Source organism: Gluconobacter sp. OJA, assembly GCF_039638325.1.
Lineage (GTDB): Bacteria > Pseudomonadota > Alphaproteobacteria > Acetobacterales > Acetobacteraceae > Gluconobacter > Gluconobacter cerinus.
On the sequence record NZ_JBDIWI010000001.1, the window covers coordinates 777,222 to 802,783 of the forward strand.

Sequence of the window (25,562 nt, forward strand, 5' to 3'; positions counted from 1 at the left end):
CGATGAATAAGGGAACGCTATCTTTCTTCAAACGGCACGAGTTCAGCATTATTGGATATTTGCGCGTTCCACATGCTTCATCATGATCCATGCCAAGCGGATTAAGCGATGGCGTGGGAAGTTCTGCGCTGGGCCGGCAACAGCTATGCTGGCCCGGACTTCGCCGCTTTCTCTCAGGGGAATGGCAACTGCGTTTATGCCTGGATGATAGGCTTCTAGATCAAGCGCATACCCTTTGATCCGGACATTCTCGATCTCTGCCAGTGTCGCATCATTGAGCGCATTGGATCGCGTGGTCAGGACGCGTTGCCCTAGACCCGGAACAAATGCGAGGAACACGAGACCCACAGCTGATCCTTCGAGTTTTTCCCTGCTCATCAGGCGAGAGGCAGCGATATTTGGCTCTTCCAGGTCCACAATGTCGAGATAAGCCGTTTCATCGCCACTTGGGACACCGAGGTAAACAGTTGCGTGGCTTTCTTGCGCAATGATCTCAAGCACGGGACGTATTCTATCTCGCAGAAGGTGATCATCTCCTACAATCCGGGCCAAATTCAGAATGCGGCCACCTAAATGGTAACGCATGTCTCCCGGACGGCGGTGGACATAGCCCAGATATTCAAGGGTTTGCAGAATATTGTGGGCGGTCGTTTTCCCAAGACCGGAAATTGTCGCGAGGTCTTTTAGCCTTGCGCCTCCGCCCTGTTGCGCAATGATTTCGAGCAGGGCGGCAGACCGCTCGATAGACTGAATAAGCTTTGGTGACTTTCCCATTAAGCGGTTTCACCTTCTATTACCCTGCACGTAAAGGGCAGCCCTTAAAAATCCGACTTGTATGTGTCTGACTATTAGCAGTCAGCGGCAGAAATATTCACGTGCGTTGCAGTAATTGATTGATTAAATTCCCGGACCGGTTCGGAAATATTGTCTATAGAATGTGCTGATTTCTATTGGTTGAAATCGGTAGTGTTGCAGGATCGCTGTTCATAAGAGTGCAACCTTTGCTCTAGTTCAAAATCCAGAGCGGGACGTTTCTGCAAAGTCATCACTTGTCGCTCACGGCTCCCCAACTGGCAAGCAGACAAGCTTCAAATATGGATTTGCGATCCATTCATGCACGTCCAGTATGCCTTTAACGTCATCGATAGAGAGGACGAGGAATTAAAGAATTGGAATTCCGAGAAAAGAGGAAAGTGCCATTTCGGACCTTGTTTCTCAAATGAGTTAAATCAAGAATCGTACAAAACGAATTCGAATCCAGAGAATGGTGGTGAAGATAAGAAAAAAATCTTCTTATTTTTGGTTCAATATTTCTTAGGTGGACATTAGGCGTATTTTTGACCCTGAAGTGGGCGGACATAAAAAATCGTGATTATTCCAAAGGTTTTTTAATTCTTCTTTTTTGCGGATTGGTTCCGTCCCTCATTCGTAAATAAAACATTAAAATTCCGCCTATTATCTCCGCTGGAAAAAGCTTGAACTCATGTTTCCGCAGTGTTTACATTTTCCTCTCACCGCCGCTGCTCCCATAAAACTGACGGGTAATTGCAGTGAGGACAGTTCACTTGGCCAGGGCGTGAACCCTTTCACATTCCGCTCAGTGACTGATGATTGAGGATGCACACGCAATGGCGACTTATATAGTTTCTTCTGGGCAAGTGGTCTCGAATGCTCTCGTGTATGGGGATGTGGAGGTTGTCTCATCCGGCGGTGTCACGCAGGATCAAACCAACGGAGGGCAACGGTATGTTGGCTTCGGTGGCATTGTCCGTAACGGCGTAGTCGGTAGCGCAGGTCAGGATTATATCTCTAGCGGTGGCTCTTCTTATCAGGGGGTTATTCAAAGTGGTGGTATCCGGCATGTTTATGTTGGCGGAACAGCCGATAATCCTTTCATTGCTGGCGGCGGGACTGTTGATGCCCAGAGTGGTTCGACCATACTCTCCCCCTATGCTTTCAGCGGTGGTGTACTGAGTGCTACTTCCGGCGTAACTATTAGTGGTGGAACGATCACTACTGGCGCATCTGTTATCGCGGACGCAGCTACCCTCCTGACGGGCACGATCAAGAATGCTGCCACTATTTCTGGCGGGCTTCTCTCCGGAGCTGGCACGACAGAAATTACGTCTTCGGGGGCAGTAGTAGCTAATCAAACAATCGGAAGTGGCGCCTCTGCAACTCTTCTTGCAAATACAAGTGCAGGAAGAAATCTGATCATTAGTGGTGGAACGCTGGATCTTTATACGAATAACACGTCAAATACGACTATTGTTGGTACTGGCGGTAACTTCATTCTGGAGTCTGGTGTAACCTTTACGGCTACCAGTGGAAATTACGCTACCAGCGGAAACACAATTACCGTTAATTCGGGCGCCGTTCTGTCTGGATCGCGTATTTCTTCCGGTGGTACGATAAATGTTCAGGGTGGCGTTGTATCCAGCACGGTAGTTGATGGCGGAACGCTGAATGTTTACACAGTAACCAGCGGAACCAACAACACAACCTTCACGTCAAATGGAGGCGTTGTTAATCTGGAATCTGGATTTAAAGATACCAGAACCTGGACCGTTTCTAATAACGTTACCTTTAATGTTCTGAGCGGTGCCGCGATCTCCACGCCCACAGTTCAGAATGGCGGTACTGTAGCTGTTGCCTCCGGCGGTACGATTGCAGGGCAGGCAGTTGTCTCTTCGGGCGGTACTCTGGTTGTCAACGGCACTGTTGGCAGCAATAGCATCCTGCTCTCTGGTGATGGTGCGCGTTTGGTTGTCAGCGGCACCTCCATGCCAACGAATACAATTTCTGGCTGGTCTCCCAAGGACACGATCGATCTTGCCTCCATTCCGCAGGCCAGTGTTACCAGTGTCAGCACGACTGCAAGTGGCATCACGTTTTATACGACCGGCGGCACATACTCGCTCAATGTACCGGGCGCCAGCAGCTACGGTTACACCCTGTCGTCTGACAGTAATGGTGGCCTGATTTACACGACGTGCTTTGCAGAAGGTACCTCGCTCACGACGCCGGACGGCGAAGCAACTGTCGAGACCCTTGTACCGGGTACGCTGGTCATGACACCCAAAGGCGCCATGCCCGTCAAATGGCTGGGTCATCGCTCCATCACGGTCGCCGACCAGCGTGTGCCAGAAGAAAACTGGCTCGTCCGCATCCGCGAGGGCGCTCTCGCCGATGGCGTTCCGTCCCGTGATCTGCTGGTCACGCAGGAACACTGCATGGTCTTTGAGGGCAAGCTTGTTCCCGCCCGTATGCTGGTTAACGGTGTCTCGATCCTGATTGATCGCACGATCAACAGCTACACCTATTACCATGTGGAGCTGGAGAGCCATGAAGCAGTCTGGGCTGAAAAGGCACTGACCGAGAGCTATCTCGATACAGGTAACCGCAGCCAGTTCGACAACCACACAGTGACCGCAATCTTTGGCGGCTCAAAGGCTGGCGGTTCGGAAACACTGCCGCTGGAGACGTCCCGGGCGTTTGTCGAGCCGATCCATGCCGCGATTGCCGCACGTGCTGCAAGTGCTGTGCCTCAGCCCGAGCTGACGACGGATCCAGATCTGCACCTGGTGACAAACTTTGGGCAGATTATCCGTCCGCTGCGTCAGGCGAACGATCGGGTCACATTCATGATCCCTGCGAATGTCGCAACTGTTCGTCTGGTTTCGCGGACAAGCCGTCCGAGTGACACGATCGGACCGTTCGTAGATGATCGTCGTGACCTGGGTGTTCTTGTCGGGGACGTTTCACTCTTTGCTTCGCGTCAGACAATCAGTCTGACAGCGCATCTTTCCCTGTCTCACCTGTCAGGATGGCACGAGCTGGAATCTTCCAGATACCGCTGGACAGATGGGGATGCAGCCCTGTCGCTGCAGAGCGGAGATATCGTTAGCAGAGAGCCAAGCATTCTCTCCATTCAGGTTGTGTCCGGCGGACCATACCTTGAGGAAGATCACACTGTGCGCTCTGATCTGCGTCAGGTCGGATAACACGCTATTAAATGATGATGGGGAGGTGGTTGCCTCCCCATCACGTCAGACGTTTGTCAGTGCAAGTAAAAATTTAAAATAGGCGCACCTGTACTATCCCTGAGCAAAGCGATGTCTGCATATTTTCATTAATGTGTGAATTTGGCATTCTGTTCTAAACCGTATCATTCATTTTTGCTGCACGAGTGATTATTCGGTCTACCGAATGCTTCTCCATTTTCGTTTCGTCTTCTTTGCCAAAATTTTTTCTATGCTGGTCATTCATTAAGGCGCGAGTATAGATTCGTGAGTATTGTATCGGAGTTTGCTTCGCATTCACTCAGATAATGTGATGCCGAATTCTTGATAGATGTTTTAGCTGAAGCCGTGCTGTTTCGGCTGAGCCGATGCTTCTGACAGCAGAGAGCCATATTTTCCTGATTGGCTCAGGAATGGCTCAAAATCCAATATATGGAAAGTCAGGATATTATCCAATTACCACTAAAGTCCGCAGAAAACTGCGATAAATTAGATGGTGTCCCATAGGGGATTCGAACCCCTGTTGCCGCCGTGAGAGGGCAGTGTCCTAGGCCTCTAGACGAATGGGACCAGAGCGAGGGCGTTAATAGAAGAGGCCCTCTGGGTTTGCAAGTACTATTTTACAGTTTTTGCGAAAGCAAAGGACCTAGTGCCGCGCCGCCAAAAAGGTGGACGTGGAAGTGAGGAACTTCTTGGCCTGAATTGGCGCCGGAGTTGCTGATAAGGCGAAAACCGTCTTTCGTCAGATCCTCTGCTTCAGCCACTTTTGCGACCGCTCTCCAGAAGCCAGTAATTTCATCGGCGGACGCTGTCGCACTGAAGTCCGCAATGGAGACATATGGCCCTTTGGGGATGACCAGCACATGGATAGGTGCCTGCGGGGCGATGTCGTAAAAGGCCAGCGCGTAGTCGTCTTCGTAAACCGTGCGGGAGGGGATCTCCTTACGGAGGATACGCGCAAAGATATTACTGTGATCGTACGTCATGGCTTTGTCCCTTAACCAAGCTTTTCCTTGGGGCGCGATGCTTTTTCGGCAATCCCGCTCGTGCCTTCGCGACGCTTCAGTTCAGCCCACACATCGTCAGGGGAGACGCCTGCGTCCACCCACATGACGATGAGATGATAAAGAACGTCAGCGCTCTCTCCGACGAGTTCCTTGCGGTTGCCGTTGACGGCTTCAATCAAGCATTCAACAGCTTCTTCGCCAAATTTCTGGGCGATCTTGTTGCGACCACGGGCCATCAGACGGGCTGAATGGCTCAGCGTCGGGTCTGTGCCGCGACGGGACTGAACGGTTTCGAACAAGCGCTCCAGCACGTGCTCTCTGGCCGGTGTCGTTTTGCGCTCTTCCGGCTTTGCTGCTTTTGCCATTGCCTTATTCTCCAAGTCTGACCGGAAGGCCGGCCTCGTTCAGTGCCTGTTTGACGTCCCCAACGTGGAACTGTCCGAAATGGAAGACGCTGGCGGCTAAAAGACCACTCGCGCCAACCTGCGCGCCTTCAACAAAGTGATGCAATTCGCCAACGCCGCCGGATGCAACAACAGGGATGGTCACTGTACCACAGACCGCTCTGAGCAGATCCAGATCGAAACCGGACTTCGTGCCATCACGGTCCATGCTGGTGAGCAGGATTTCTCCTGCGCCCAGATCATGCATCTTTTTGGCCCATTCCACCGCGTCCAGCCCAGTAGGTTCGCGGCCGCCCTTGGCATAGACTTCCCAGCCGCCGCGTCCATTCGATCGCGCATCAATCGCCACGACCACGCACTGGCTGCCAAAGCGTTGAGAGGCTTCGCGGATCAGTTCCGGGCGTGTGATCGCCGCCGAATTCACGGCGCATTTGTCAGCGCCAGCCAGAAGCAGGCGCCGCATATCCTCACAGGTACGAACACCACCGCCGACCGTCAGGGGAAGGCAGATGGCTTCAGCCGTGCGGCGGACGACATCCAGAATGGTATCGCGGTTTTCGACGCTGGCCGTGATGTCCAAAAAAGTCAGCTCATCAGCACCGGCAGCATCGTAAAGCTTGGCTTGCTCTACCGGGTCACCTGCATCACGCAGGGAGACGAAATTCACACCTTTGACGACGCGGCCGTCCTTGACGTCAAGGCAGGGAATGACGCGGAGTTTCAGCATGAACCGAGTACGTCCAGGGCGTCCTTGAGAGAGATGCGCCCATCATACAGCGCCCGGCCGACGATGGCGCCGGAAATGCCCGGTACATCGCGGGCAATAGTGCGCAGGTCCCGAAGATGGTCGAGGGTGCCGACGCCACCGCTCGCAATGACAGGAATGGAGAGGCGGCGTGCCATGTCCGCCGTCTGTTCGAGATCAAGCCCGGCCAGCATCCCATCGCGGGTGATTTCGGTGAAGATGATGGCTGCAACGCCTGCATCTTCCATACGGAGTGCTAGATCGTTGGCTTCAAGTTCCGAAACTTCTGCCCAGCCTTCTGTTGCAACGCGGCCTTGGCGGGCGTCAATCCCAGCAACAATCTGGCCCGGGAAGGCGCGTGCAGCCTGTCGAACCAGTTCCGGGTCTTTTACCGCCACGGAACCGAGGATGATGCGAGAAACGCCTGCTTCCAGCCAGCGCTCAATGGCGGCCATATCGCGGATGCCGCCACCAAGTTGCACCGGCAGGCCAGTAGCTTTCACGATGGATTCAATGGCTGGCACATTCGTTGATTTGCCAGCGAAAGCACCATTGAGGTCAACGACGTGCAGATGGCGGCAGCCTGCTTCTTCAAACAGCTTGGCCTGTGCCGCAGGGTCGTCGGAATAGTGAGTGGCATCTTCCATCTCGCCACGGCGAAGCCGAACGCAGGCGCCGTCTTTCAGGTCGATGGCGGGGTAGAGCATCAGGCCCTGATGGCTTTTGGTGGTCTCGGAGGAAACAGGCGCGCCGCCGGCATCCGGTGCAGCAATGCTGGACTGCCAGCGGGCCGCTTCATGTTCACCGGCGAGTAGTTTGGAGAAGAAAAGTCCGCGCACCGTCTGGCCTCCGATCCGTGCATAATAGGGATGGGTGCCCCAGTGCTCAAAACCGAGCGACCGGAACAGCCCGATGGCAGCAGCATGCGTTTCACGCACGTCGCAGTTGATAACTTTGCTACCCATGGCTTTTGCGCCCTGGATCATGGCCTGAATTAAAGCGCGCCCCAACCCTCGCCCTCGGGCGTAGGGTGCAACGAAGAAGCCTGTCAGATTGACTGTGGCGGCATGAGCTTCGTAGCTGGAAGGCGGACGCACAAGCTGTCCCGCACCGCAAATGATGCCGTCTTCGCGCAGCACATACAGGCTGCGTTCCTGCACCAGAAGCAGGCCTTCGAAATAACGCTCCAGAGCCTGATTTCCGGGCGGCTGAAGCCAGCCGAAACCGCCGCCATCCAGAATGCCCGCCGTTACCGCTTCGCAGAGCGCTTCCATGTCATCGGGGGAGAGGGATGAAACGACCCGTTCGCAAACAACGGTCATGACGTCCACCTCAGAAAGTTGCCCATGATGGTCAGGCCAACAGTCTGGCTTTTCTCGACGTGAAACTGTGTTCCACACCGGTTACCGCGCGCAACGATGGCGGGGACCGAATTTCCGTACTGTGCGGTCGCCACCAGTTCGTCCTCATGCCCGTCATGCAAGGCATAGGAATGAACAAAATAGCCGTGCATTCCGGGCTCCAGGCCCTGCGTCAGCAAATGTGCGCCCGGTTTGAAATCAAGCGTGTTCCAGCCCATGTGGGGCAGGCGCAGACCTGCATTGGCGGCTTCATCCATGCGACGGATATTGCCTGAAATCCAGCCCAGTCCCTCGGTACGGCCATGCTCCAGGCCATATTCGCTCATGAGCTGCATGCCCACACAGATGCCAAGGAAAGGCGTGCCTTTAGCCGTTGCAGTCTCAAGAGTATTGCGAAGATCCGGCCCAAGGCCTGCGGCACAATCGGCAAATGCGCCCTGACCCGGCAGGATCAGGCGATCGGCATTCAGGATGGCTTCCGCATCGCGCGTAATGGTGACGTCTGCGTCAAGTCCCCGCAATGCCGCGGCCTTTTTGGCGGCCTGAGCGGCCGATGCAAGATTGCCACCATTATAGTCAATTACGACGACGCGCATGGGAACTCCGGGGGGCTAACAGGTGATGTGTGCCGGTCCGCCCAGCGGATCAGCGCAATGTCCTTGCTTGGGGCAGGAATTGGCAGGCCCATCTGGCGGCCATTGAGGCGCATTTCCCACAGACGGATTTCTGCCGTGAACGTGGCAAGGACAGCGTGAATGCCTACGATGATCGCAACGTCCCAGCGTGAAGCAATAAAGACATGCAGCAGGATGGACACGGCCGCGGCAAGAAGTCCGGAGATCCAGGCGCCATAAGTGAGAAGGCCCAGCCATCCAAAAAACATGACACGCCAGGAAAAGCCGTTCTGCACCATGACAGGCAAACCCAGCGGCCGCGATGAGGCGGGGTCCGTACAGGGCGTGAAAAGCTTCACAGGACGCCTTTGGTGGAGGGAATGGCGCCCGCCGCACGGGGGTCCATCGAGACGGCAACGCGTAGGGCCCGGGCCACCGCTTTGAAGCCGCTTTCCGCAATATGGTGGGCGTTTGTTCCTGCCTTGCAGGTCAGGTGCAGCGCGATGTGCGCAGACATTGCAAAAGCACGGAAAAATTCTTCAAAAAGCTCGGTATCCATCGTGCCGATCTTCTCGCGTGGGAAAACCACGTTCCATGCCAGATAGGGGCGGCCGGAAATATCCACCACGGCTTCGCACAGGGCTTCGTCCAGCGGCACCATTGCATGACCGAAGCGCTCGATGCCGCGCTTGTCCCCGATCGCCTGACGGAAAGCCTGCCCAAACACGATGCCAACATCTTCGACCGTATGGTGCCCGTCAATGTGCAGATCACCCTTGGCGAGCAATTCCAGATCGAAGCCGCCATGTTTGGCAAGTGCCGTCAGCATATGGTCGAAAAAGCCGATGCCACTGTCCACGGTTGAGCGTCCCTGCCCATCAAGAGACAGGGCAAGGGTGATATCGGTTTCGCTTGTCGCGCGGTGCAGACGGGCGTGACGGGGTTCGGTCATGGTGGTTCTGCTACACCAGCGGGAGGGTTATTTCCACGCTGTCCCTGAGATAAAGGATGAAAAAGAAGGGTCCTAGAGTGCCGCAGAACGGGAAGACTGTCACCTGTCTTCAAGAGTTTGGGCGAGACTCTGTCGCCCCCTTGGCGGATGAGGCTGATCGCGCCATATCTGAACCATGGCACATCATCACTCCTCCCTCGACTTCCTTCTCTCCCGCGCCTCGACCGATAACCTCGTTGAGCCGACCCCCAAGGGCGAGCAGCTTCGCAATATCCTGTCTGCAGGTTTGCGAGCGCCGGATCATGGCCGGATGCGACCGTGGCGCTACACGGTCATCAAAGGAAAGCATCGGGAGGCCTTTGCCCAGGTGGTGCTGGACGCCATGGAACGGCAGGAGCCTGATGCTCCATCTGCCAAGAAGGAAAAGCGACGGGATCGTTTCTCCAACATGCCCATGATTATCGCTCTGGGGATGCATATTGTTCCTGATGGCAAGATCCCGGTCATCGAGCAGGAAATGTCCGTGGCTGCTGGGGCGATGAATGTTCTTAACGCTTTGCACGCCGAAGGCTTTGGCGGAGTTTGGGTCACGGGACCTTTCTGCGAAGACCGGGCGCTTCTCGAATCGCTGGGATTAAAAGATCCGCATCGTCTTGCAGGTTTCCTCTTCGTCGGAACGCCGGAAAAGCCGGTCGAGGGTCGTAAGCGCCCGGACATCGAAAATTATATGGCAGTCTGGAAAGGCGAGCCCATTACATTCGATGCAGACGCAGGCTGAACAGAATGCGGTATGATGTGATTGTTGCGGGTGGCGGCCCGGTTGGTCTGGCTTGTGGCATTTCTCTTGCCCGGGATGGCCGCAAGGTCTGTGTCATTGAGCGCTCGCCAGTATCTGTTCTGGCTGATCCGCCTTTTGACGGGCGAGAAATTGCTCTGACGCATCATGCCGCGAACTGGCTGAAAGATGCAGGAGCCTGGGCTGAGATCCCGGCAACGTCCATCTGCCCCATGCACACGGCGCGTATTGAAACCGGCACGGCTGGCAGTCCGCCGCTTTTGTTCGATGCGCCAGCCGATGGCCCTGATGCACTGGGATATCTTGTTGCCAATCATCTGATTCGCCGGGCTCTGTATCGTGTGGCAGAGCGGACACCTGGCCTCGAAATCCGCGCCGGGGAAGGGATTGAGACGGCACGACATAACGCGCAGTCCGCTTCTGTAACACTGACAGATGGTACGGAACTGACTGCAGATCTTCTGGTCGGAGCAGATGGACGCTTCTCGCGATTGCGCGACAATGCGGGTATCGGTGCAATCGTTCATGATTTTGGCCGGAGCATTCTGGTCTGTCGGATGCATCATCCCGAAAGTCACGCTCATACCGCGCTTCAGTGGTTTGACGAGGGACAGACAATTGCCCTTTTGCCAATCGCTCCTGACGGGCGTGAAGGGGCTTCGTCCTCGCTCGTTCTAACCTTGGAAAACGATGAAATTGCGCGACTGAAGACGCTCGACGCCGACGCATTCAACGCCGAGATCACGGAGCGGACGCAGGGACGTATGGGTCCAATGGAGTTGGAGAGCCCGCGGTGTTCCTATCCCTTGAAAGCGGTCTATGCTCATCGCTTTCATGCGCCACGTTTTGCCTTGATCGGGGATGCTGCCGTGGGGATGCATCCGATTACGGCGCATGGCTTCAATCTTGGTCTTAAAGGACAGGAAACGCTCGCGCGTGCCATCGCTGATGGCCCTGGAGATGCGGGAGCACCCATCGTGCTCTCGAAGTTCGCCCGTACGCATCGGATGGCGACGGCGCCACTGTTTGCTGCAACCAATGCGATCGCGACAGTTTATACGCGTGACGAGACGCCATTTCTGGCTGCCAGAAAGTTGGGCCTGGCCGTTGCCAACCGCCTTCTTCCTTTCAAATCAGCTGTGACAAGCATGCTGATGGATCGTAATTCCTGAGTACCCTGCGGAGCCCGTGATGAAAGCCTTCGGACACACCCGTGCGACCCGCATCGAAGAAACAGATGCGCTCGTGGAATTGAATATCCCGACCCCCGAGCCGGGCCCGCGGGATGTTGTTGTCGAAGTTTCGGCTGTTTCCGTGAACCCGGTTGATACAAAGCTCCGATCTGTCGCTCCTCCAGAAGGAGAGGCGCGCGTTCTGGGTTACGATGCCGTGGGTCGGGTTGTAGCAACGGGTGGCCAGGTTCGCGGGTTTCGTGCGGGTGATCGTGTCTTCTACGCTGGCAGTAATCTGAGGCAGGGCAGTAATGCCCGCTTTCAGGCAGTGGATGAGCGCCTTGTTGCATGTGCCCCGCAAAGCCTGACGGATGTTGAAGCTGCGGCTCTGCCTCTCACTGCTTTAACGGCTTGGGAGTTGCTATTCGACCGTCTGGGCCTCACGGCTGGGCAAATGGAAAGCCCGGATGCACTTCTGATTGTCGGCGGGGCTGGAGGCGTCGGGTCCATTCTCACGCAGATCGCGCGTCGTTTGACTGGCCTGAAGGTCATTGCAACTGCATCCCGGCCTGAGACCGTGGAATGGTGTAAATCCATGGGTGCACATCATGTCATCGATCACCGTCGACCGCTTGATCAGGAACTCGCCCGGATCGGCCTGCCGCATGTGCAATATGTGGCCGGTTTGACGGCAACCGGGCAGCACAAGGATGCGATTGTTCGCGCGCTGGCCCCGCAGGGTGCGCTAGCGATGATCGATGATCCGGGCGAATTTGATATTATGCCCTTCAAGCGGAAATCACTGTCAGTCCATTGGGAATACATGTTTGCACGCCCAGCGTTCAATACGCCGGACATGGCTGTGCAAGGGCGTATTCTCGGGCAGATTGCATCGCTGGTTGATGCTGGATTGCTTCGGACAACTTTGCACCAGACCCTGGGCCCTATCACACTGGAAAATCTACGCCTTGCGCATGAAATTCTGGAGAGTGGCAAAGGAATTGGGAAAGTCGTGCTGTCAGGCTTCCCGGACTAAAATTTGCTGTCAGGCTGGAAGTTTAGCTTCCAGCATCTCGCGCTCTGCATCCTCTAGAAAGTCCATCAGGAGGGGGAGGACGGAAACGGTCAGGCGCAAATCTTTCTTGGCCAGAGCGCTTATGGTTGCGAGAGAGACAGGCTGAGACAATGCGGCGCGTGCGAAGCTCAGCGTCGGTCCGTTCAAAATGTCGTCTGATACAGCTGTATTTTCAAACGGCCGCAACTGAAAGATCTCGGCGTCTTTGAAAGTCTGACTGTCTGACGGAACGCTCTCGTCTAAAATTTCAGAATTTACGCTCAGGAAAAAATTGTTGGCTGTCTGGCGTAACGCCACAGATTGGTGCTCGGTTGTGGAAACCGTATCGTAAGATAAAAAATCGAGCAGGTGTGGATTACCATCAGGGTTGATTGATGTCGGGTTGCCATCTGCTCCGATAGTAGTGAGAAAAACTCTGGAAGTAGCTTCGCCGATCCTGATTGCAAGAAGTGGCCGGACTATTGGCGATTTGTCCGCTATTTCCAGTTTCGTGTCTCTGACGCAGATACAATTTCCTTCATGGGACCAGACTGAAAATACATGCAGTGTCGGTACCGACGGCGGAAGAGGTGTCAGTTGGTCTGAACTGGGTAGAGCATCAAGAACACGCGCATATCCTTGTCGTATGACGCGGCGTACCCATTCACGTATCTTGTTCGTGCTATCATGCGGGGTAGGATCACAAATTTCGTTATGATCTGCCTCAGTAAAGTTGCGTAAACTAAGGTTAAGGTCTTTTCGACGTTTTGTACGTTCTACGTAATGCTCCATACTTCTCAGCTGGTAATGCATTATTTTTGAGTTCTTCCAGCATGGGCTATTTTTCGTGATGCCTGGCGTGTCAGACCACTCGATATCACGCCCTGAGTCGTCTACGTAACGATACGGGCTAACATCAAAATAGTGGACATTGAACCATCTTCCGTTCCAGTAATCTGGCCGGACGAACGACTTAATGTGACGGTTTATATTGTTCTCAGGCTTGTAATGATGCGTAAAGGCATGAAAGGCAGGAGCGAGGGGCTTCGTAACATGGCCTGAGCTACCGTAATTACACCAGTTGATGCCCACCGCCCCAACATCATTGTTCATCTCGCTTAGGAACTGATGGATGGTATTGTGGTTTGGGAAAAATACATATTCATCAGCATCCAGAAAGCCAACCCAGTCAAACTCGTTTTTGAGGTGTTCCAGGGCTTCCAGGTAGACCTGTTTCTGTCGTTCTATATGAGATCCGCCAGCACTCTCGATGCGATAAAGCCGGATATCGTGCACACAGGCCGCATCGGCAACAATGCGATCCGTACCGTCTTTTGAGCCGTCATCAAAGACGATGATGGTATCTACGCCAAGACTGACATACCAGCCGAGCCACCAGAGGATATCAGAGACCTCATCGCGGACGATGGCAATAACGGCAACTTTCATACGGGGCTAATTTCGACTCAGTTGAAGTGGGTACGTAGGAGCGGTGTGGGTGAAATGCACAGAAGGATAAAGCCAAAAATGGCCATGACCTTCAGGATGAAGAACACCATATGCTGGCATACTTCCCCATTCGTGGCCATCATCATGAAGGGGTCCGGTGGGGGAAGAGTAGCCTTTGGATCTGTCTGCAAGCGCTCAAGGCTGGAATTACGCTGGTTGGCGTATTCTGCTCTGCGGCGCGCCATTTCGGTGCTGGAAATATCAGCTTTACCGTAAAGGTGAACGAGATAGTTCTCGAGGTCTTCCCGTCGGTACGCGGGCTTCCCATTCGGCATATGACCGCGCTCTGGGCCTGTTCCGAGCATGGAAAGCAGTCTCAAACGGCGCAGTGACAATCCCAGATAGGCCGCAGCTTCGTTGACGGCGAGCATACGTGCGCGAATGGGCAGATGGAAAAGCTGCCCGGAGCTGTTCTGTTCGGAAATATGTGATGGCGGCATGGTCTGTGTCCCTGCGGTTCAGACACTCATCACCTTAAAAGACGCCCCGTGGAAAAGCGAGGTTTTCCACGGGGCGCTCGGAAATATCAGGCAGTTGTGAGCGTGACATTTTCCGCATTGAAGCGGCGGAAAACATCGAACAGGATTGCATCTTGTATGGCGGATGCGTCCCGGGCGGACAGGATCCGGACGGTCAGGCTCATAGTAAGGCTAAAGCTTGCAAGCGCACTGATCCGCACCACAGGCGCGGGATTGGACAGAATTTCAGGGCGCTGGGCAGCCACTTCAATGAGCAGAGATTTGGCTTTTTCCAGATCGGTCGTGGTTGGCACCTTGAAGTTCAGTGTCAGAGCGCTTGTTGAGCCGGACAGGGTACAGTTCTTGACGCTGGACGTGATGAACTGCGAGTTCGGAACAATCAGCGTTGAACCGTCGCCAAGGCCAATGTCCGTAGCCCGGATGCTGATGCGCTTGACGTCACCTTTGGCGCCCGCAATTTCCACCATATCCCCGACCCGGACTGGTCGTTCTGCCATCAGGATCATGCCGGAGACGAAGTTCTGTACAATGGACTGAAGGCCGAAACCGATACCCACCGACAGCGCACTCACCACCCAGGTGAGGTTCTGAACAGACAGTCCCGCAATGGACAGAATGCCAAGGCCAACCAGGATCCACGAGCAGTATGTGAAAATGCTCAGGATGGATGTCCGTGCACCGATATCAAGTTGCGTGGTGGGCAGGAAACGATCTCGGATCCAGTGCTTTGTCTGGCGAATGATGTAGTAAGCGACGCTTACCAGCACGACGCAGAGAACGACCGTATCGAGCGAGATCTTTACGCCATGGACGGTATTGCCGACGAACAGCAGGCGCAGGCGGCTGCCAATATCGCCCATGCTGAAGCTTCCGTCGGTCTGGGCGATCGAGAAGAGCAGCAGCAGCAGCAAAATGTTCCCGATGCCGGAGAGCAGAACACCGATCTGCGTGAGGCGGCGCGAGGACAGGCCGAGCGGGTGCAGACGTGCACTAAAGCGGCCCTCTGGATCAAAAAGATGATCCAGAATGCTACGCCAGCACAGACCCAGAAGCACAACGACGGCCAGACCCGTTCCCAATGACAGGAGCCAGCCGTTCAGGGAGAATGCAAAGGAGACATATCCCAGCAGCACGGCGATGAGCGAGATGCCGAAAATCAGGGAAGACAGTCCCAGCGCGGTGGGTGCGAACTGGCGTGTATCGTCCTGCTTGCCCAACCGGCGGAAGGTATCGATTGCACAGATGCCGATCGCCAGAGAGAACGCCATTTCCAGGACGGTCTGAAGCGTGGGGCCGAAGACATCCTGAGCGCGGAAAGAGCGAAGAAGGTTCAGGACAAGAATGCTGAGTGCCAGCATCCAGTCCACACCACGGAGGGCACGGCGTTCGTTGGGGTTACCCTCCAGAACACCTTTTCGTCCAAAGACTGGAAGCCCGGCCCCAATGATAAAGCCACAGATTGGAAGGCTCTCGCCCAGAACGGCGGCGATCGGGCCGCCATCTGCGTCGAGTACGGCAGCGCTCCAGATCAGCCAGGTAATTCCTCCCAGAAGGGCACACAGAATACCATTAAGCGTGATGGCGATGATGCTGCTTGCCAGTGCATCCTTCACACCGGTTTCTGCGGATGAGCGGAATTTCGCCCCCGCACGCTTTAACAGACGCAGAATAACAGGAGACGCAATCCCGATCAGGAACAATGTTCCCGCCGTGCCGATCAGGAGCATCATCCATGCTGACAGTACGCCGTCTTCATGAAGCGACGACTTGTTTTCCGGGCGTTCTGTCAGGAGGGCATGCCAGAATTTGGGAGCCAGCGGAGATACTGTCCGCTCGGATAGGGCGGCATTTTGCAGGCGTGTCCGACGCGTGGCGATGGCGGAATTGAGCTGCTTGGCCTGAAGATTGTAAAGCTTGGACCGCATCAGGGCGGACTTCACACCCTGAGAGTTCTGCTGCAGTCGCGCACGCTGTTCCGTGACAGACGGGTCTTCGTTCTCTGCGGCCTTGGGCCCAAGAATTTGAAGATAGGAGTCCGTGATGTCGTCGTAGTTCTGGATCTGTGTCAGTGCGTCCTGCGTATTCTGCTGAACACGCTGAGCACGCGCAGACAGATTGTCCAACTCGGTACTGCCAAGATTGGCATCTGTCCGGTTAAGAACATTGAGGATCTGTTTCAGCGTTGCTGAACTGTCTTCAAGCTGGCGGTTGATCGTATCCGATACGGCTGTCCAGCCCAGACCGCCGTTCTTGTCCACAACGGCTTTCTGGGTTGTTGTTGGTGCTGCTGCCTGCGCGGCCGCAGCGGGGGCGGCATGGCCTGTGATCGGTACGCCACACAAGAGCGTCAGGGCAAGGAAAGCGCTTCTGCACGTAAAGCGGGTTCGCCGGCGGGTTTCCGGCCCTGTGAGGTGGGGCTCTTGCATGTGGGGCTTTCACTCCTGGTTTTGATGTTGGGTTTTAACGATCTGAAGAGCCACAAGGTTCAGGAAAGCCTTGCAGAGGCGACGATCGGTGTCTTTTTCGGCGGGTGAGCAAAAGAAAGCGCCTCTGCCGGACTGGCAAAGGCGCTGGTATTGATTGCTCTAATTTTGAAACGAGACGCAGGCTTCAGACGGAAAGAGCGGTCCCGTGTGCGTCGGCAATGGTTTCGAACCCCTCTCGACGCATGGCATCCAGAAGTTCCGTCTTAAGGCGGCTGAGAAGAGCGGGCCCCTGGAGCACGAAAGACGTGTAGATCTGGACCATGTCCGCCCCCATGCGGATACGGTCCAGCACGTCTTCTCCTGTTTCGATACCACCGCAGGAAATGAGCGCGATGCGGCCCTTGTTCAGGTTTGAGACAACCTTCAGAACTTCACGCGACCGGGATGCCAGAGGTCTGCCAGACAGGCCACCGGTCTCGGCTGCCAAGGGGCTCGTTAAACTTGCTGGACGGGCAATTGTCGTGTTGGTCAGGATTAGTCCTTGTGCTCCGCCCGCGATGGCAGCCTCAAGAATGGGCTCGTAGGAGCTGTCGTCCATGTCCGGGGCCAGCTTGACCAGCAGAGGCAGGCGATCCGGGTTGCGCGTGTTGATGGCACTCAGCAGGTCCGTCAGCATCTGGGCGGACTGAAGGTCCCGCAGGCCGGGCGTGTTGGGTGAGGACAGGTTCATCGTCACGTAGTCCACATAGGGACTGACACGGGAGACGAGTTCCGGATAATCCCGCAGAGGCTCTGCGCCGATCTTGTTAATGCCGATGTTCGCGCCCAGAGGCACTGTCGCACCGCGTGTGCGACCATTGGGCATTGGGCGATGCAGGCGTGCGAGGTTGCGGCAGAACCGGTCAATTCCGCAGCCATTGAACCCCATGCGATTGATGATCGCGCCGTCTTCCGGGAGGCGGAACAGGCGCGGTTGGGGATTTCCGGATTGCGGTCGTGGTGTCACGGTGCCCGCTTCCACATGGCCGAATCCGAGTTTGGCCAAGGGGCGAACGGCGCGCGCATTTTTGTCGAAACCCGCAGCCAGACCAATTGGGTTCGGAAAGCGGAGTCCGAAAGCGCGGGTGGCAAGTGCCGGTACGTCTTTCGGAGCAGACCCTCCCAGCCCAAGGGCCATGGAGTTTATGGCAAGCTCGTGCGCCGTCTCCGGATCGAAGCGATGCAGGAGGGGCGTGGCCAGTTTTCCAAGATCAATCATGAGTCTTTCCCTTACCGCAAACCTGAGCAGCGTGCACGTGGTGGGGCAGAACGTGATGGGGAGGGGTTGGCGGGAGCATGGGGACGCGATAGACGCGAAACAATGTGGGAAGAACCCTATCTAGAAACATGTTGCCGCTCGACCCTGCACCGAATTCTGCTTTGCGGCGATGCAGGGCGGCCGACAGGTCTACGCGATCAGCCCTGCCTTGAGCGCCTGGAGCGCATGGGGTTCGTTCGCCTGCGCGAAGACGGTCGTTTTGTGATCACGGATGCCGGCATGACCCGGCATCGGCTGGAAATTGGTCCGACTGGCTGATGTCAGGCCTTGTTCCAGGCATTCTCCAGTCCCTTGCGTGATTGACTGATGAGAGCCTCGAGGTCTCCGTCATAGAGACTGTCCGGAACCTCTGACGAGAAAATTTCTACGGTGCAGGCTCCACGAAAGCCCGCCTCCCAGGTGGCGTGAAGCATATCATGCAGGGGAATCACGCCATCGCCGGGAATGAGCCGATCCGTGGCAGAATATGGCGTCCGCCAGTCGCTCACCTGAAGAACGTTGATTTTCTTGCCAGCTTTTCGAATGGCGCCACAGACGTCGTCTTGCTGCCAGATGTTCCAGTAATCCAGACAAAGGCCCATCGCTGGGTGGCCAACACCCTCAATGATCTCCAGGGCCTGCTCTATCGTCCAGATTGCGCTCTCAACATTGACGGATGTGGGATTTAGCGGCTCCAGCGACAGGGAAACGCCAAGATCAGCCGCCAGCGGGCACAAGTCCCGCAGGTAACGTGCAGTCTCATCCATGACACGATGCATGTTCCCATTGGGTGGAGCACCTGTGTTGGTGACGAAAACGGCGCCCGGCGCATAGGGCGCAAGAGTCTCAAGGCTTTTCCTGAGGCGTGCTGCACGCCGGGCCGGGTCGGCTGGTTCAGGGGCCATCTTGCTGTCGAAGAAGGTACGGACAGAAGGCTGAATGGCGCTGATGGTCATGCCGCTGTTGGCAGCAAGAGTCATCTGTTCATGGATGCGTGCAGGGTCCAGCTTCGCTTCGCAGATCTCGATGGCCTGGACGCCTGCTGCTTTGTAGCGTGCGACGTCTTCTTCGAAGGACCAGGGCTGGGTAGTAAATTCGTTCATGCCGAACAGAAAGGGCAGGGACATCGGAATCAGCCTTTCAGGAATTCGATAACAGTTCGATTGAATTTTTTGGTTTCGTCGATGAAGACCATATGCGCGCTATCCTTGAAGAAAACGGCTTCACAGTTCGGCATATGATCGGCCACCCAGGCTGGCCCCCCTGCGGGCAGGATTTTGTCCTTCTCCGCGACCATCATAAGGGATCGCAGGTTGAGGTGCGGCAAAACGTCCCGCCAGTCCTGTGTGGTGTGATCGGCCATCATGGCGGCACGGGCATAGTCCGGGCTGGCGGCCATTTCCCGAAGCAGGAAAGCTTTCTCGTCTTCTGGAATGTCCTGGCTCAGGCAGTCTGCCAGATTGCCACGGTCAAAGTTTTCAGCATCCAGAAAAACCTGCTGCTGAAGGTAAGCCAGACCGGCCTGATCGTAGCAGGTTGCGTGACCCAGCTTCCATTCCGGAGAGTAATACTGTTTCGGCGTCTGTTGAACGAAAATGGCGCTTCTGAGCCGATCCTGCCCGAACAGTTCCAGATAGGACCAGATCACGGGGCACCCGATGGACCAGCCCAGAACGGTCGCATCCTTGAGGTTCAATGCACCAATCAGGTCTCGCAGGTCTGCGGCTAGTCTTGCGATGCGGTAACCGTGTTTGGGTTTGTCCGAGCGTCCGTGTCCGCGCAGATCCATGGTGATGACACGTGCATGCTCGGACAGGGCCTCGACGTTGCGATGGAAAAACCGGCCCGAAAACGTCCATCCATGGATCAGGACGAGGGGGCGTCCATGCCCCTGCTCTTCGTAATGAATGCGTGTTCCGTCGCTCGCGGTGATGTGGGGCATGAAAACCTCCTGCGTCGCTGTGCAGAGTATGGAAGGGATGCAAGGCGATAGCGTTTCAGGGGCGTTAACGGTTTCGTGGCAAAGGAGCGTTTGCGCTTGAGGGAGTGCATCGGTAAATTAACAGTGTCATGACAGCTTCCTCCTCTTCCGCTCCCCCGAACCGCGTTCTCGCGCCCATTGATCTTGGCCAGGGCGTGGTGATTGAAGATCCGGTGATCCTTGCTCCGCTTTCAGGAGTTACGGATCTGCCGTTCCGCCAGCTTGCGCGCGACCTTGGCGCGGGACTGGTCGTGTCTGAAATGATCGCATCCTGGGCAATGATCCGGGAGAACGAGAACACCATGCGCATGGCGCGTTCGGCCGGAAATGGCCCGAACGCGGTTCAGCTCGCCGGGTGTGATCCGGATGCGATGGCGCAGGCTGCGAAGATTGCGGTTGATGGCGGTGCAAACCTCATCGACATCAATTTCGGTTGCCCTGTGAAGAAGGTCGCGATCGGCCAGATGGCGGGGTCCGCCCTGATGCGGGACGAAGTGCAGGCTGGAAAAATTCTTGAGGCTACGGCGCGGGCTGTGAATGTTCCCGTGACGCTCAAGATGCGGATGGGCTGGGATCACGATTCCCTCAACGCACCACGGCTTGCGAAAATTGCGGAAGAAAGCGGAATCCGGCTCGTGACGGTTCATGGGCGCACCCGTCAGATGTTCTATAACGGAACTGCAGACTGGCGTTTCGTAAAGACCGTGAAGGATGCTGTGGGTCTGCCGGTGATCGTGAATGGCGACATCAATACGATCCGTGATGCCCGTGAGGCGCTCCATCAGTCTGGCGCGGATGGCGTGATGATCGGCCGAGGCTGTTATGGCCGTCCATGGTTCACGGCACAGGTGGCTCAGTCCCTGAAAACCGGGCAGGACGTTCCGGACCCGGATCTGGCAACGGAAAAGTCCATTGCCCTGCGTCATTACAGGATGATGCTGGATCATTTCGGGGAGCGCCCCGGTCTGCGTCTGGCGCGCAAGCATGTGTCCTGGTACTCCGGCGGTCTGCCCGGCTCTGCAACATTCCGCTCCGCCATTAATCGTGTGGATAACGCGCCGGAAGCAATCTCCATGCTGGAAGAGTTCTATGACCGGAACATCGAAGCGGGCGTTGTCCGGGACCGTGAGAACGGACCAGCCGGCAGCATGCCGCGTGATGGATGTAGTGAAGCAGCCTGACCGGCAAAGGTTTAGTCAGGGATGGTGATGCAGGCTGAGCCCTTGCTGGCGGATGAAGCATGCCGTCCGATGTTTCTGTATGGGGCATCCCGGCTTGATCGTCAGGACGTGGCGCGTCGACTGCACACGCATAGTGCGCGGGCGCAGCAGCCTTTTGTGGTCGCTGCTCTAACGGCTACCCCCTGTGCATTGCGCGAAGATGCTCTGTTCGGAGGGCGTGAAAGCGGCTGGTTCGAGCAGGCGCAGGGCGGGACTCTGCTTGTCGATGAGATTGACTGCCTGTGCCCTGCGTTACAGGTCCGGTTTGTTTCGGAGATTGAGCGTCCCGAGACAGATCTGCGTGTGATTGCTGCGAGCAGGCACGACCTGACCCTTCTGCTGCGGCAGGGTAATTTTCAAAGCGGTCTGCATCGCTGGTTGGCCACATTTGAGCCGTCGCAGCGCTTGGGACCTGAGCGCATCAGTGCGGTGTGCCGCCTGCCGGGGACAGGAAATGAGCGTCCACGGGGGCTGGCGCGAGCGCTTGAGCGGTCGTTAACTGAGTATTTCGAGACCGGGCTGGAAAACGACGCGGGTGATTTGCATGCCAGTGTGGTGGGCGAAGTCGAGCGACCGCTTATCACCATGGTCCTGCGAAGAACAGGCGGGAACCAGCTTCGCGCGGCCGCCATGCTTGGCCTGAACCGCAACACGTTGCGCAAGAAAATCAGGGAACTGGATATTACAGTTCCAAAGGGAAGTGACGAGTGAGTTCTTTTTCTCCGGGGCGTGTGCTGAGACGACTGACAAGCGCCAACGGGGTGGTTCTTCTAACCGTCATGGCACTGATTTTGGCGTTCGCGACTTTTGTCGTTCTCGCGGGCGGCATGTCGCTGGCGCATCGTCCGCAGGTGCAGGCCATCATCTTCCTGCTCGACTTTATCATGCTCATGCTGATCACGGCAGCAGGGGTGGTGCAGATCGGGCGCATGATGGCAGAACGGCGGCTTGGGCTAGCCGGTGCAAGGCTTCATGCGCGCCTCATTACCCTGTTTGGAATTGTCGCAGTTGCACCGACCATCGTCGTGGGAGCTGTTGCAGCGCTATTCTTCCATTACGGCGTGGAGATCTGGTTTTCCAATCGAGTCAGTAATGCTCTGACGGAGGCCCGCTCTGTAGCAGCGGGGTATCTGCGGGAGCATAACGACAATATCCGTACAGAAGCATTTGCGCTCGCAAATACGCTGATCCTTATTCAGAACGATGAACTGTTCACGCACGGGACAGACCTGTTCCACAATCCATCCCGTCTGCAGGAATTGCTGGACGATGAGGTTTACGAGCGTGGTTTGACCGATGCGGAGGTCTTTGATCCGCTCACGGACAAAGTTCTGGGTGTCGGTGGCCTTCTCGGCAAGACGGACATGAATACCCTGCCGCCTTTACCGCCCAAGTCTGTGGTGGAGATGGCACGCGGGGGAGATGTCGCCATTCTCAACCGCCCTGATCAGCGCATGGTGCGGGCCATTGTCTCACTGGGCGGAAATTCGGGGCTCATGCTGGTCATTACCCGACCCGTCGATCCTGATGTCCTCGAGCATATGCGGCGTACAAACGAGCTCGTGCAGGACTACCAGCACATGATTGCCAATCGGGGCAAAACGCAGGTCACTGTTGTGGTGATCTTCGGCCTGATGGGACTGCTGGTTTTGGCTGTTGGCATGTTGACGGGGCTTGCGCTGGCCAACCGTATTGCAAACCCGCTAGGCCTTCTCATTCTTGCAGCAACGCGCATTTCCCAAGGTGATCTGGGTGTTCGTGTTCCGGTGCCAGCAAAGACGAGCCGCGAAAAGGACGATGAGGTTGTGGGGCTCTCTCGCGCCTTCAATCGTATGACCGACCAGCTTGAGAGTCAGCGGTCAGAACTGATGCAGGCTTACGATCAGATCAATGAGCGTCGGCGATTTACGGAAACTGTTCTGGCAGGTGTGTCGGCGGGTGTCATTGGTCTGGACCGGGGACAGGTGATCGAACTGCCGAATAGGGCTGCTTCCGTCGTGCTCCAGCGGGATTTGCAACCTGCGATCGGTATGAGGCTCTCTGTCAGTGTCCCGGAATTTTCAGCTCTGCTGGACAAGGCAAGGCAGGCGCCCGAACGCGTCCATACTGATGAAATCCAGGTGGATACGGATGGCGCGCAGCGCCCGGGAGGGCCAGGTGACGGTGGCGGTGCCGGTGCCGGACGAACACTCCTGGTGCGGATCGTGGCCGAACTCCGCGGCACGGATGTCGCCGGTTATGTCGTAACCTTCGATGACATCACGGCGCTTCAGTCAGCGCAGCGTAAAGCGGCCTGGGCTGACGTGGCCCGACGCGTGGCGCATGAAATCAAGAACCCCCTGACGCCAATCCAGCTTGCAGCAGAGCGGCTGAAAAGGCGCTTCCTGAAAGAAATTCAGAGCGATCCAGACACATATACGCAGCTTGTCGACACGATTGTCCGGCAGGTTGGGGATATCGGCCGGATGGTGGATGAGTTCTCTGCTTTTGCACGGATGCCACAACCCGTGATGCAGAACGAGGACTTTTCCCGGATCTGCCGGGAAGCGCTGGTGCTACAAAGAAACGCTCATCCCGACATTGTGTTCGAAACACGGGATCTGCCGCCCTCAGGGCCTATCGTCCGGTGTGATCGGCGACTCATAGGGCAGGCACTAACAAACCTTCTGCAGAATGCGGCAGATGCCATAACCATGACAGACCGCGGAAAATTGCGGGAAAACGCGTCTGACGCCCTGATGCAGCCAATTGGACACATTGTGGTGGGCTTGCACATTCGGGACGGGCATGTCCTGCTAGGGATAGAAGATGACGGGATTGGTCTGCCGACTGGGGAACGCCACCGGTTGACCGAGCCTTATGTGACACACAAGGCGAAGGGCACAGGTCTTGGCCTTGCGATTGTCAAAAAGATCATGGAGGACCATGCCGGGATGCTTCAGCTCACCGATCGGGACCCCGATCCGTCATCGGGACGGCGCGGGACACTCGTCACACTGTCTCTGCCTCTGGCGGAGCTGGGTGGTGCAGGAGAGAAGGAAGACCGGATCATGAGGGTGACAGATGGAACATGAGATTCTGATCGTCGATGACGAGCCGGATATCCGGTTCCTGATCGAAGGTATCCTGAACGACGAAGGATATGCGACCCGCACGGCCGCGAACTCCGATCAGGCTTTGGAGCTTTTCAGGGCACACAGGCCGTCCCTGGCCATTTTGGACATCTGGTTGCAGGGTTCCAAGCTGGACGGGATTGAACTGCTCAAGGTCATGCAGGCTGAAGAGCCAGGTCTGCCGACGCTGATGATTTCGGGTCACGGCACTATTGAGACGGCTGTCGCCAGTCTTAAGCATGGCGCCTATGACTTCATTGAGAAGCCGTTCCAGTCAGATCGTCTGCTTCTGGTGGTTCAGCGTGCCTTGGAAGCTGCCCGCTTGCAGCGCGAAAATGCAGAGCTGCGACTGCGGGCCGGGCCTGAGACGACGCTATCGGGGGAAGGGGCTGCTGTTTCGGCTGTTCGTGCCCAGATCGAACGCGTGGCCCCGACCAATTCCCGGGTGCTGATTACCGGCCCAGCCGGTTCAGGCAAGGAAGTGGCCGCACGGATGATTCATGCGCGCTCCCGTCGTGCGGAAGGTCCGTTCATCGCGCTGAACTGTGCCACGCTCGCGCCGAACCGTTTTGAAGAAGAGCTGTTCGGTCTGGATGGTACGGACGGCCAGCCCGCACGCCGTGGCGTTCTGGAGCGTGCTCATCGCGGAACGTTGCTGCTCGATGAGGTGGCAGATATGCCGCTGGAGACGCAGGGCAAGATCGTTCGTGCCTTGCAGGACCAGACTTTTGAGCGGATTGGAGGCAACACGCGCCTCAAGGTTGATGTGCGCGTCATTGCCACGACAAACCGTGATCTTCAGTCCGAAATCATGGCGCATCGCTTCCGGGAAGATCTGTATTACCGGTTGGCAGTGGTCCCTCTGCGCATCCCTTCACTCCGGGAGCGCCGTGAAGATATTCCGGGACTGGCCAAACACTTTCTGGAGCGTTGCGCGCAGTCTTCGGGATTGCCGATCCGCGAACTTTCCGTGGATGCGCTTGCGGCGTTGCAGGCTTATGAGTGGCCCGGCAATGTGCGTGAACTGCGCAACCTGATGGAGCGTCTGCTCATCATGATGCCGGGCTCGGGGAGTGACCCGATCCGGGCTGATATGCTGCCATCCAGTATCAGCCAGGGTGCGCCGTCCATGACGCGCCTGAACTCCGGGGCAGACGTTATGAGTCTGCCGCTTCGAGAGGCCCGAGACCTGTTTGAAACGCAGTATCTACAGGTTCAGCTCATGCGGTTTGGCGGCAATATCAGCCGGACGGCCAATTTCGTCTGCATGGAACGCAGTGCATTGCATCGCAAGCTGAAGCAGCTTGGTGTTACCACACAGGAAGATCGCTCGACGTCACCGGCAGTCGGGGGATAAACGGGCAGTGATCCCAATTCCTTTTTTCCTCAGGGCCGGCGAGTCAAAATTAT

Annotated in this window: 23 protein-coding genes and 1 tRNA gene; 9 read left to right on the forward strand and 15 right to left on the reverse strand. The window is 56.3% G+C overall.

The features are described 5' to 3' along the window. Nucleotides 1-48: 48 nt before the first annotated feature. Nucleotides 49-774, reverse strand: coding sequence for an IclR family transcriptional regulator (locus ABDK75_RS03585; RefSeq protein ID WP_046901088.1), 726 nt, complete (start codon nucleotides 772-774; stop codon nucleotides 49-51). Nucleotides 775-1,628: 854 nt separating this feature from the next. On the opposite strand from ABDK75_RS03585, the gene ABDK75_RS03590 reads away from it, so the two are divergent. Next, nucleotides 1,629-4,004, forward strand: coding sequence for a Hint domain-containing protein (locus ABDK75_RS03590; protein ID WP_346005001.1), 2,376 nt, complete (start codon nucleotides 1,629-1,631; stop codon nucleotides 4,002-4,004). Between the two features lie 512 nt (nucleotides 4,005-4,516). Here the strand turns inward: ABDK75_RS03590 and ABDK75_RS03595 are convergent. From ABDK75_RS03595 to hisB, 8 genes are all read right to left on the reverse strand, one after another. Further along, nucleotides 4,517-4,592, reverse strand: a tRNA-Glu gene (locus ABDK75_RS03595). A gap of 50 nt (nucleotides 4,593-4,642) precedes the next feature. Further along, nucleotides 4,643-5,008: a histidine triad nucleotide-binding protein gene (locus ABDK75_RS03600; RefSeq protein WP_346005002.1), complete on the reverse strand. Its 366-nt coding sequence runs from the start codon at nucleotides 5,006-5,008 to the stop codon at nucleotides 4,643-4,645. 11 nt (nucleotides 5,009-5,019) lie between these two features. After that, nucleotides 5,020-5,394 (reverse strand): phosphoribosyl-ATP diphosphatase, encoded by a 375-nt coding sequence (locus ABDK75_RS03605; protein ID WP_046901090.1) that lies wholly within the window; start codon nucleotides 5,392-5,394, stop codon nucleotides 5,020-5,022. Nucleotides 5,395-5,398: 4 nt separating this feature from the next. After that, a complete protein-coding gene (gene hisF / locus ABDK75_RS03610) occupies nucleotides 5,399-6,160 on the reverse strand; it encodes an imidazole glycerol phosphate synthase subunit HisF (RefSeq protein WP_346005003.1) in 762 nt (253 codons plus the stop codon). Next, nucleotides 6,154-7,500, reverse strand: a complete 1,347-nt coding sequence (gene hisA / locus ABDK75_RS03615; protein WP_211496723.1) for a 1-(5-phosphoribosyl)-5-[(5-phosphoribosylamino)methylideneamino]imidazole-4-carboxamide isomerase — start codon at nucleotides 7,498-7,500, stop codon at nucleotides 6,154-6,156. Before hisA ends, hisF begins: the two co-directional genes overlap by 7 nt. After that, nucleotides 7,497-8,135 (reverse strand): imidazole glycerol phosphate synthase subunit HisH, encoded by a 639-nt coding sequence (hisH, locus tag ABDK75_RS03620; protein WP_211496722.1) that lies wholly within the window; start codon nucleotides 8,133-8,135, stop codon nucleotides 7,497-7,499. The genes hisA and hisH overlap by 4 nt, the downstream gene beginning before the upstream one ends. Then, the gene (locus ABDK75_RS03625; protein WP_346005004.1) at nucleotides 8,120-8,512 is read right to left on the reverse strand and encodes a hypothetical protein; all 393 of its coding nucleotides are present in this window, start codon (nucleotides 8,510-8,512) and stop codon (nucleotides 8,120-8,122) included. The genes hisH and ABDK75_RS03625 overlap by 16 nt, the downstream gene beginning before the upstream one ends. Then, nucleotides 8,509-9,105 carry an imidazoleglycerol-phosphate dehydratase HisB gene (gene hisB, locus ABDK75_RS03630; protein ID WP_346005005.1) on the reverse strand — a complete coding sequence of 199 codons (597 nt, stop codon included), beginning with the start codon at nucleotides 9,103-9,105 and terminating at the stop codon, nucleotides 8,509-8,511. The genes ABDK75_RS03625 and hisB overlap by 4 nt, the downstream gene beginning before the upstream one ends. A 175-nt stretch (nucleotides 9,106-9,280) precedes the next feature. On the opposite strand from hisB, the gene ABDK75_RS03635 reads away from it, so the two are divergent. From ABDK75_RS03635 to ABDK75_RS03645, 3 genes are read left to right on the forward strand one after another with little or no spacing between them, the layout of a single operon-like run. After that, nucleotides 9,281-9,883, forward strand: a complete 603-nt coding sequence (locus ABDK75_RS03635) for a nitroreductase (RefSeq protein WP_046901096.1) — start codon at nucleotides 9,281-9,283, stop codon at nucleotides 9,881-9,883. 5 nt (nucleotides 9,884-9,888) lie between these two features. Then, nucleotides 9,889-11,073: a 5-demethoxyubiquinol-8 5-hydroxylase UbiM gene (gene ubiM / locus ABDK75_RS03640; protein ID WP_346005006.1), complete on the forward strand. Its 1,185-nt coding sequence runs from the start codon at nucleotides 9,889-9,891 to the stop codon at nucleotides 11,071-11,073. A 19-nt stretch (nucleotides 11,074-11,092) separates the two neighbouring features. Continuing rightward, nucleotides 11,093-12,109, forward strand: coding sequence for a zinc-binding alcohol dehydrogenase family protein (locus ABDK75_RS03645; protein WP_086632838.1), 1,017 nt, complete (start codon nucleotides 11,093-11,095; stop codon nucleotides 12,107-12,109). 9 nt (nucleotides 12,110-12,118) lie between these two features. Here the strand turns inward: ABDK75_RS03645 and ABDK75_RS03650 are convergent, their stop codons facing one another. The 4 genes from ABDK75_RS03650 to ABDK75_RS03665 all read right to left on the reverse strand — a co-directional run bounded on the left by ABDK75_RS03650 (nucleotide 12,119) and on the right by ABDK75_RS03665 (nucleotide 17,799). Then, nucleotides 12,119-13,576, reverse strand: a complete 1,458-nt coding sequence (locus ABDK75_RS03650) for a glycosyltransferase family 2 protein (protein WP_346005007.1) — start codon at nucleotides 13,574-13,576, stop codon at nucleotides 12,119-12,121. A 17-nt stretch (nucleotides 13,577-13,593) separates the two neighbouring features. After that, nucleotides 13,594-14,076: a hypothetical protein gene (locus ABDK75_RS03655; protein WP_346005008.1), complete on the reverse strand. Its 483-nt coding sequence runs from the start codon at nucleotides 14,074-14,076 to the stop codon at nucleotides 13,594-13,596. An 86-nt stretch (nucleotides 14,077-14,162) separates the two neighbouring features. Beyond that, a complete protein-coding gene (locus ABDK75_RS03660; protein WP_346005009.1) occupies nucleotides 14,163-16,541 on the reverse strand; it encodes a DUF3772 domain-containing protein in 2,379 nt (792 codons plus the stop codon). 184 nt (nucleotides 16,542-16,725) lie between these two features. Beyond that, on the reverse strand, nucleotides 16,726-17,799 hold the full coding sequence (locus ABDK75_RS03665; RefSeq protein WP_346005010.1) for a quinone-dependent dihydroorotate dehydrogenase: 1,074 nt from the start codon (nucleotides 17,797-17,799) through the stop codon (nucleotides 16,726-16,728). Nucleotides 17,800-17,901: 102 nt separating this feature from the next. Here ABDK75_RS03665 and ABDK75_RS03670 point away from each other — a divergent pair, with 102 nt between their 5' ends. Continuing rightward, complete coding sequence (locus tag ABDK75_RS03670; protein WP_346005821.1) at nucleotides 17,902-18,117, forward strand: hypothetical protein; 216 nt, start codon at nucleotides 17,902-17,904, stop codon at nucleotides 18,115-18,117. Nucleotides 18,118-18,119: 2 nt separating this feature from the next. Here ABDK75_RS03670 and ABDK75_RS03675 read toward each other — a convergent pair whose 3' ends face one another. Both ABDK75_RS03675 and ABDK75_RS03680 read right to left on the reverse strand, forming a co-directional pair. Beyond that, a complete protein-coding gene (locus tag ABDK75_RS03675; RefSeq protein WP_346005011.1) occupies nucleotides 18,120-18,965 on the reverse strand; it encodes a sugar phosphate isomerase/epimerase family protein in 846 nt (281 codons plus the stop codon). 5 nt (nucleotides 18,966-18,970) lie between these two features. Beyond that, a complete protein-coding gene (locus ABDK75_RS03680) occupies nucleotides 18,971-19,780 on the reverse strand; it encodes an alpha/beta hydrolase (protein WP_346005012.1) in 810 nt (269 codons plus the stop codon). A gap of 128 nt (nucleotides 19,781-19,908) precedes the next feature. Between ABDK75_RS03680 and dusB the strand changes: the two genes are divergently transcribed. The 4 genes from dusB to ABDK75_RS03700 all read left to right on the forward strand — a co-directional run bounded on the left by dusB (nucleotide 19,909) and on the right by ABDK75_RS03700 (nucleotide 25,509). Beyond that, nucleotides 19,909-21,000 (forward strand): tRNA dihydrouridine synthase DusB, encoded by a 1,092-nt coding sequence (gene dusB / locus ABDK75_RS03685; protein ID WP_046901104.1) that lies wholly within the window; start codon nucleotides 19,909-19,911, stop codon nucleotides 20,998-21,000. Between the two features lie 21 nt (nucleotides 21,001-21,021). Then, on the forward strand, nucleotides 21,022-21,750 hold the full coding sequence (locus ABDK75_RS03690) for a sigma 54-interacting transcriptional regulator (RefSeq protein WP_346005013.1): 729 nt from the start codon (nucleotides 21,022-21,024) through the stop codon (nucleotides 21,748-21,750). Between the two features lie 68 nt (nucleotides 21,751-21,818). Then, a complete protein-coding gene (locus ABDK75_RS03695; RefSeq protein WP_244974490.1) occupies nucleotides 21,819-24,113 on the forward strand; it encodes a PAS domain-containing sensor histidine kinase in 2,295 nt (764 codons plus the stop codon). Continuing rightward, the gene (locus ABDK75_RS03700) at nucleotides 24,103-25,509 is read left to right on the forward strand and encodes a sigma-54 dependent transcriptional regulator (protein WP_046901107.1); all 1,407 of its coding nucleotides are present in this window, start codon (nucleotides 24,103-24,105) and stop codon (nucleotides 25,507-25,509) included. Before ABDK75_RS03695 ends, ABDK75_RS03700 begins: the two co-directional genes overlap by 11 nt. Nucleotides 25,510-25,562 lie beyond the last annotated feature (53 nt).

Excerpts from the sequence above, each read along its gene's own strand:
- ABDK75_RS03585 (WP_046901088.1), bottom strand. The coding sequence starts at position 774 with ATGGGAAAGTCACCAAAGCTTATTCAGTCTATCGAGCGGTCTGCCGCC.
- ABDK75_RS03590 (WP_346005001.1), top strand. The coding sequence starts at position 1,629 with ATGGCGACTTATATAGTTTCTTCTGGGCAAGTGGTCTCGAATGCTCTC.
- ABDK75_RS03600 (WP_346005002.1), bottom strand. The coding sequence starts at position 5,008 with ATGACGTACGATCACAGTAATATCTTTGCGCGTATCCTCCGTAAGGAG.
- ABDK75_RS03605 (WP_046901090.1), bottom strand. The coding sequence starts at position 5,394 with ATGGCAAAAGCAGCAAAGCCGGAAGAGCGCAAAACGACACCGGCCAGA.
- hisF (WP_346005003.1), bottom strand. The coding sequence starts at position 6,160 with ATGCTGAAACTCCGCGTCATTCCCTGCCTTGACGTCAAGGACGGCCGC.
- hisA (WP_211496723.1), bottom strand. The coding sequence starts at position 7,500 with ATGACCGTTGTTTGCGAACGGGTCGTTTCATCCCTCTCCCCCGATGAC.
- hisH (WP_211496722.1), bottom strand. The coding sequence starts at position 8,135 with ATGCGCGTCGTCGTAATTGACTATAATGGTGGCAATCTTGCATCGGCC.
- hisB (WP_346005005.1), bottom strand. The coding sequence starts at position 9,105 with ATGACCGAACCCCGTCACGCCCGTCTGCACCGCGCGACAAGCGAAACC.
- ABDK75_RS03635 (WP_046901096.1), top strand. The coding sequence starts at position 9,281 with ATGGCACATCATCACTCCTCCCTCGACTTCCTTCTCTCCCGCGCCTCG.
- ubiM (WP_346005006.1), top strand. The coding sequence starts at position 9,889 with ATGCGGTATGATGTGATTGTTGCGGGTGGCGGCCCGGTTGGTCTGGCT.
- ABDK75_RS03645 (WP_086632838.1), top strand. The coding sequence starts at position 11,093 with ATGAAAGCCTTCGGACACACCCGTGCGACCCGCATCGAAGAAACAGAT.
- ABDK75_RS03650 (WP_346005007.1), bottom strand. The coding sequence starts at position 13,576 with ATGAAAGTTGCCGTTATTGCCATCGTCCGCGATGAGGTCTCTGATATC.
- ABDK75_RS03655 (WP_346005008.1), bottom strand. The coding sequence starts at position 14,076 with ATGCCGCCATCACATATTTCCGAACAGAACAGCTCCGGGCAGCTTTTC.
- ABDK75_RS03660 (WP_346005009.1), bottom strand. The coding sequence starts at position 16,541 with ATGCAAGAGCCCCACCTCACAGGGCCGGAAACCCGCCGGCGAACCCGC.
- ABDK75_RS03665 (WP_346005010.1), bottom strand. The coding sequence starts at position 17,799 with ATGATTGATCTTGGAAAACTGGCCACGCCCCTCCTGCATCGCTTCGAT.
- ABDK75_RS03670 (WP_346005821.1), top strand. The coding sequence starts at position 17,902 with ATGTGGGAAGAACCCTATCTAGAAACATGTTGCCGCTCGACCCTGCAC.
- ABDK75_RS03675 (WP_346005011.1), bottom strand. The coding sequence starts at position 18,965 with ATGTCCCTGCCCTTTCTGTTCGGCATGAACGAATTTACTACCCAGCCC.
- ABDK75_RS03680 (WP_346005012.1), bottom strand. The coding sequence starts at position 19,780 with ATGCCCCACATCACCGCGAGCGACGGAACACGCATTCATTACGAAGAG.
- dusB (WP_046901104.1), top strand. The coding sequence starts at position 19,909 with ATGACAGCTTCCTCCTCTTCCGCTCCCCCGAACCGCGTTCTCGCGCCC.
- ABDK75_RS03690 (WP_346005013.1), top strand. The coding sequence starts at position 21,022 with ATGGTGATGCAGGCTGAGCCCTTGCTGGCGGATGAAGCATGCCGTCCG.
- ABDK75_RS03695 (WP_244974490.1), top strand. The coding sequence starts at position 21,819 with ATGGCACTGATTTTGGCGTTCGCGACTTTTGTCGTTCTCGCGGGCGGC.
- ABDK75_RS03700 (WP_046901107.1), top strand. The coding sequence starts at position 24,103 with ATGGAACATGAGATTCTGATCGTCGATGACGAGCCGGATATCCGGTTC.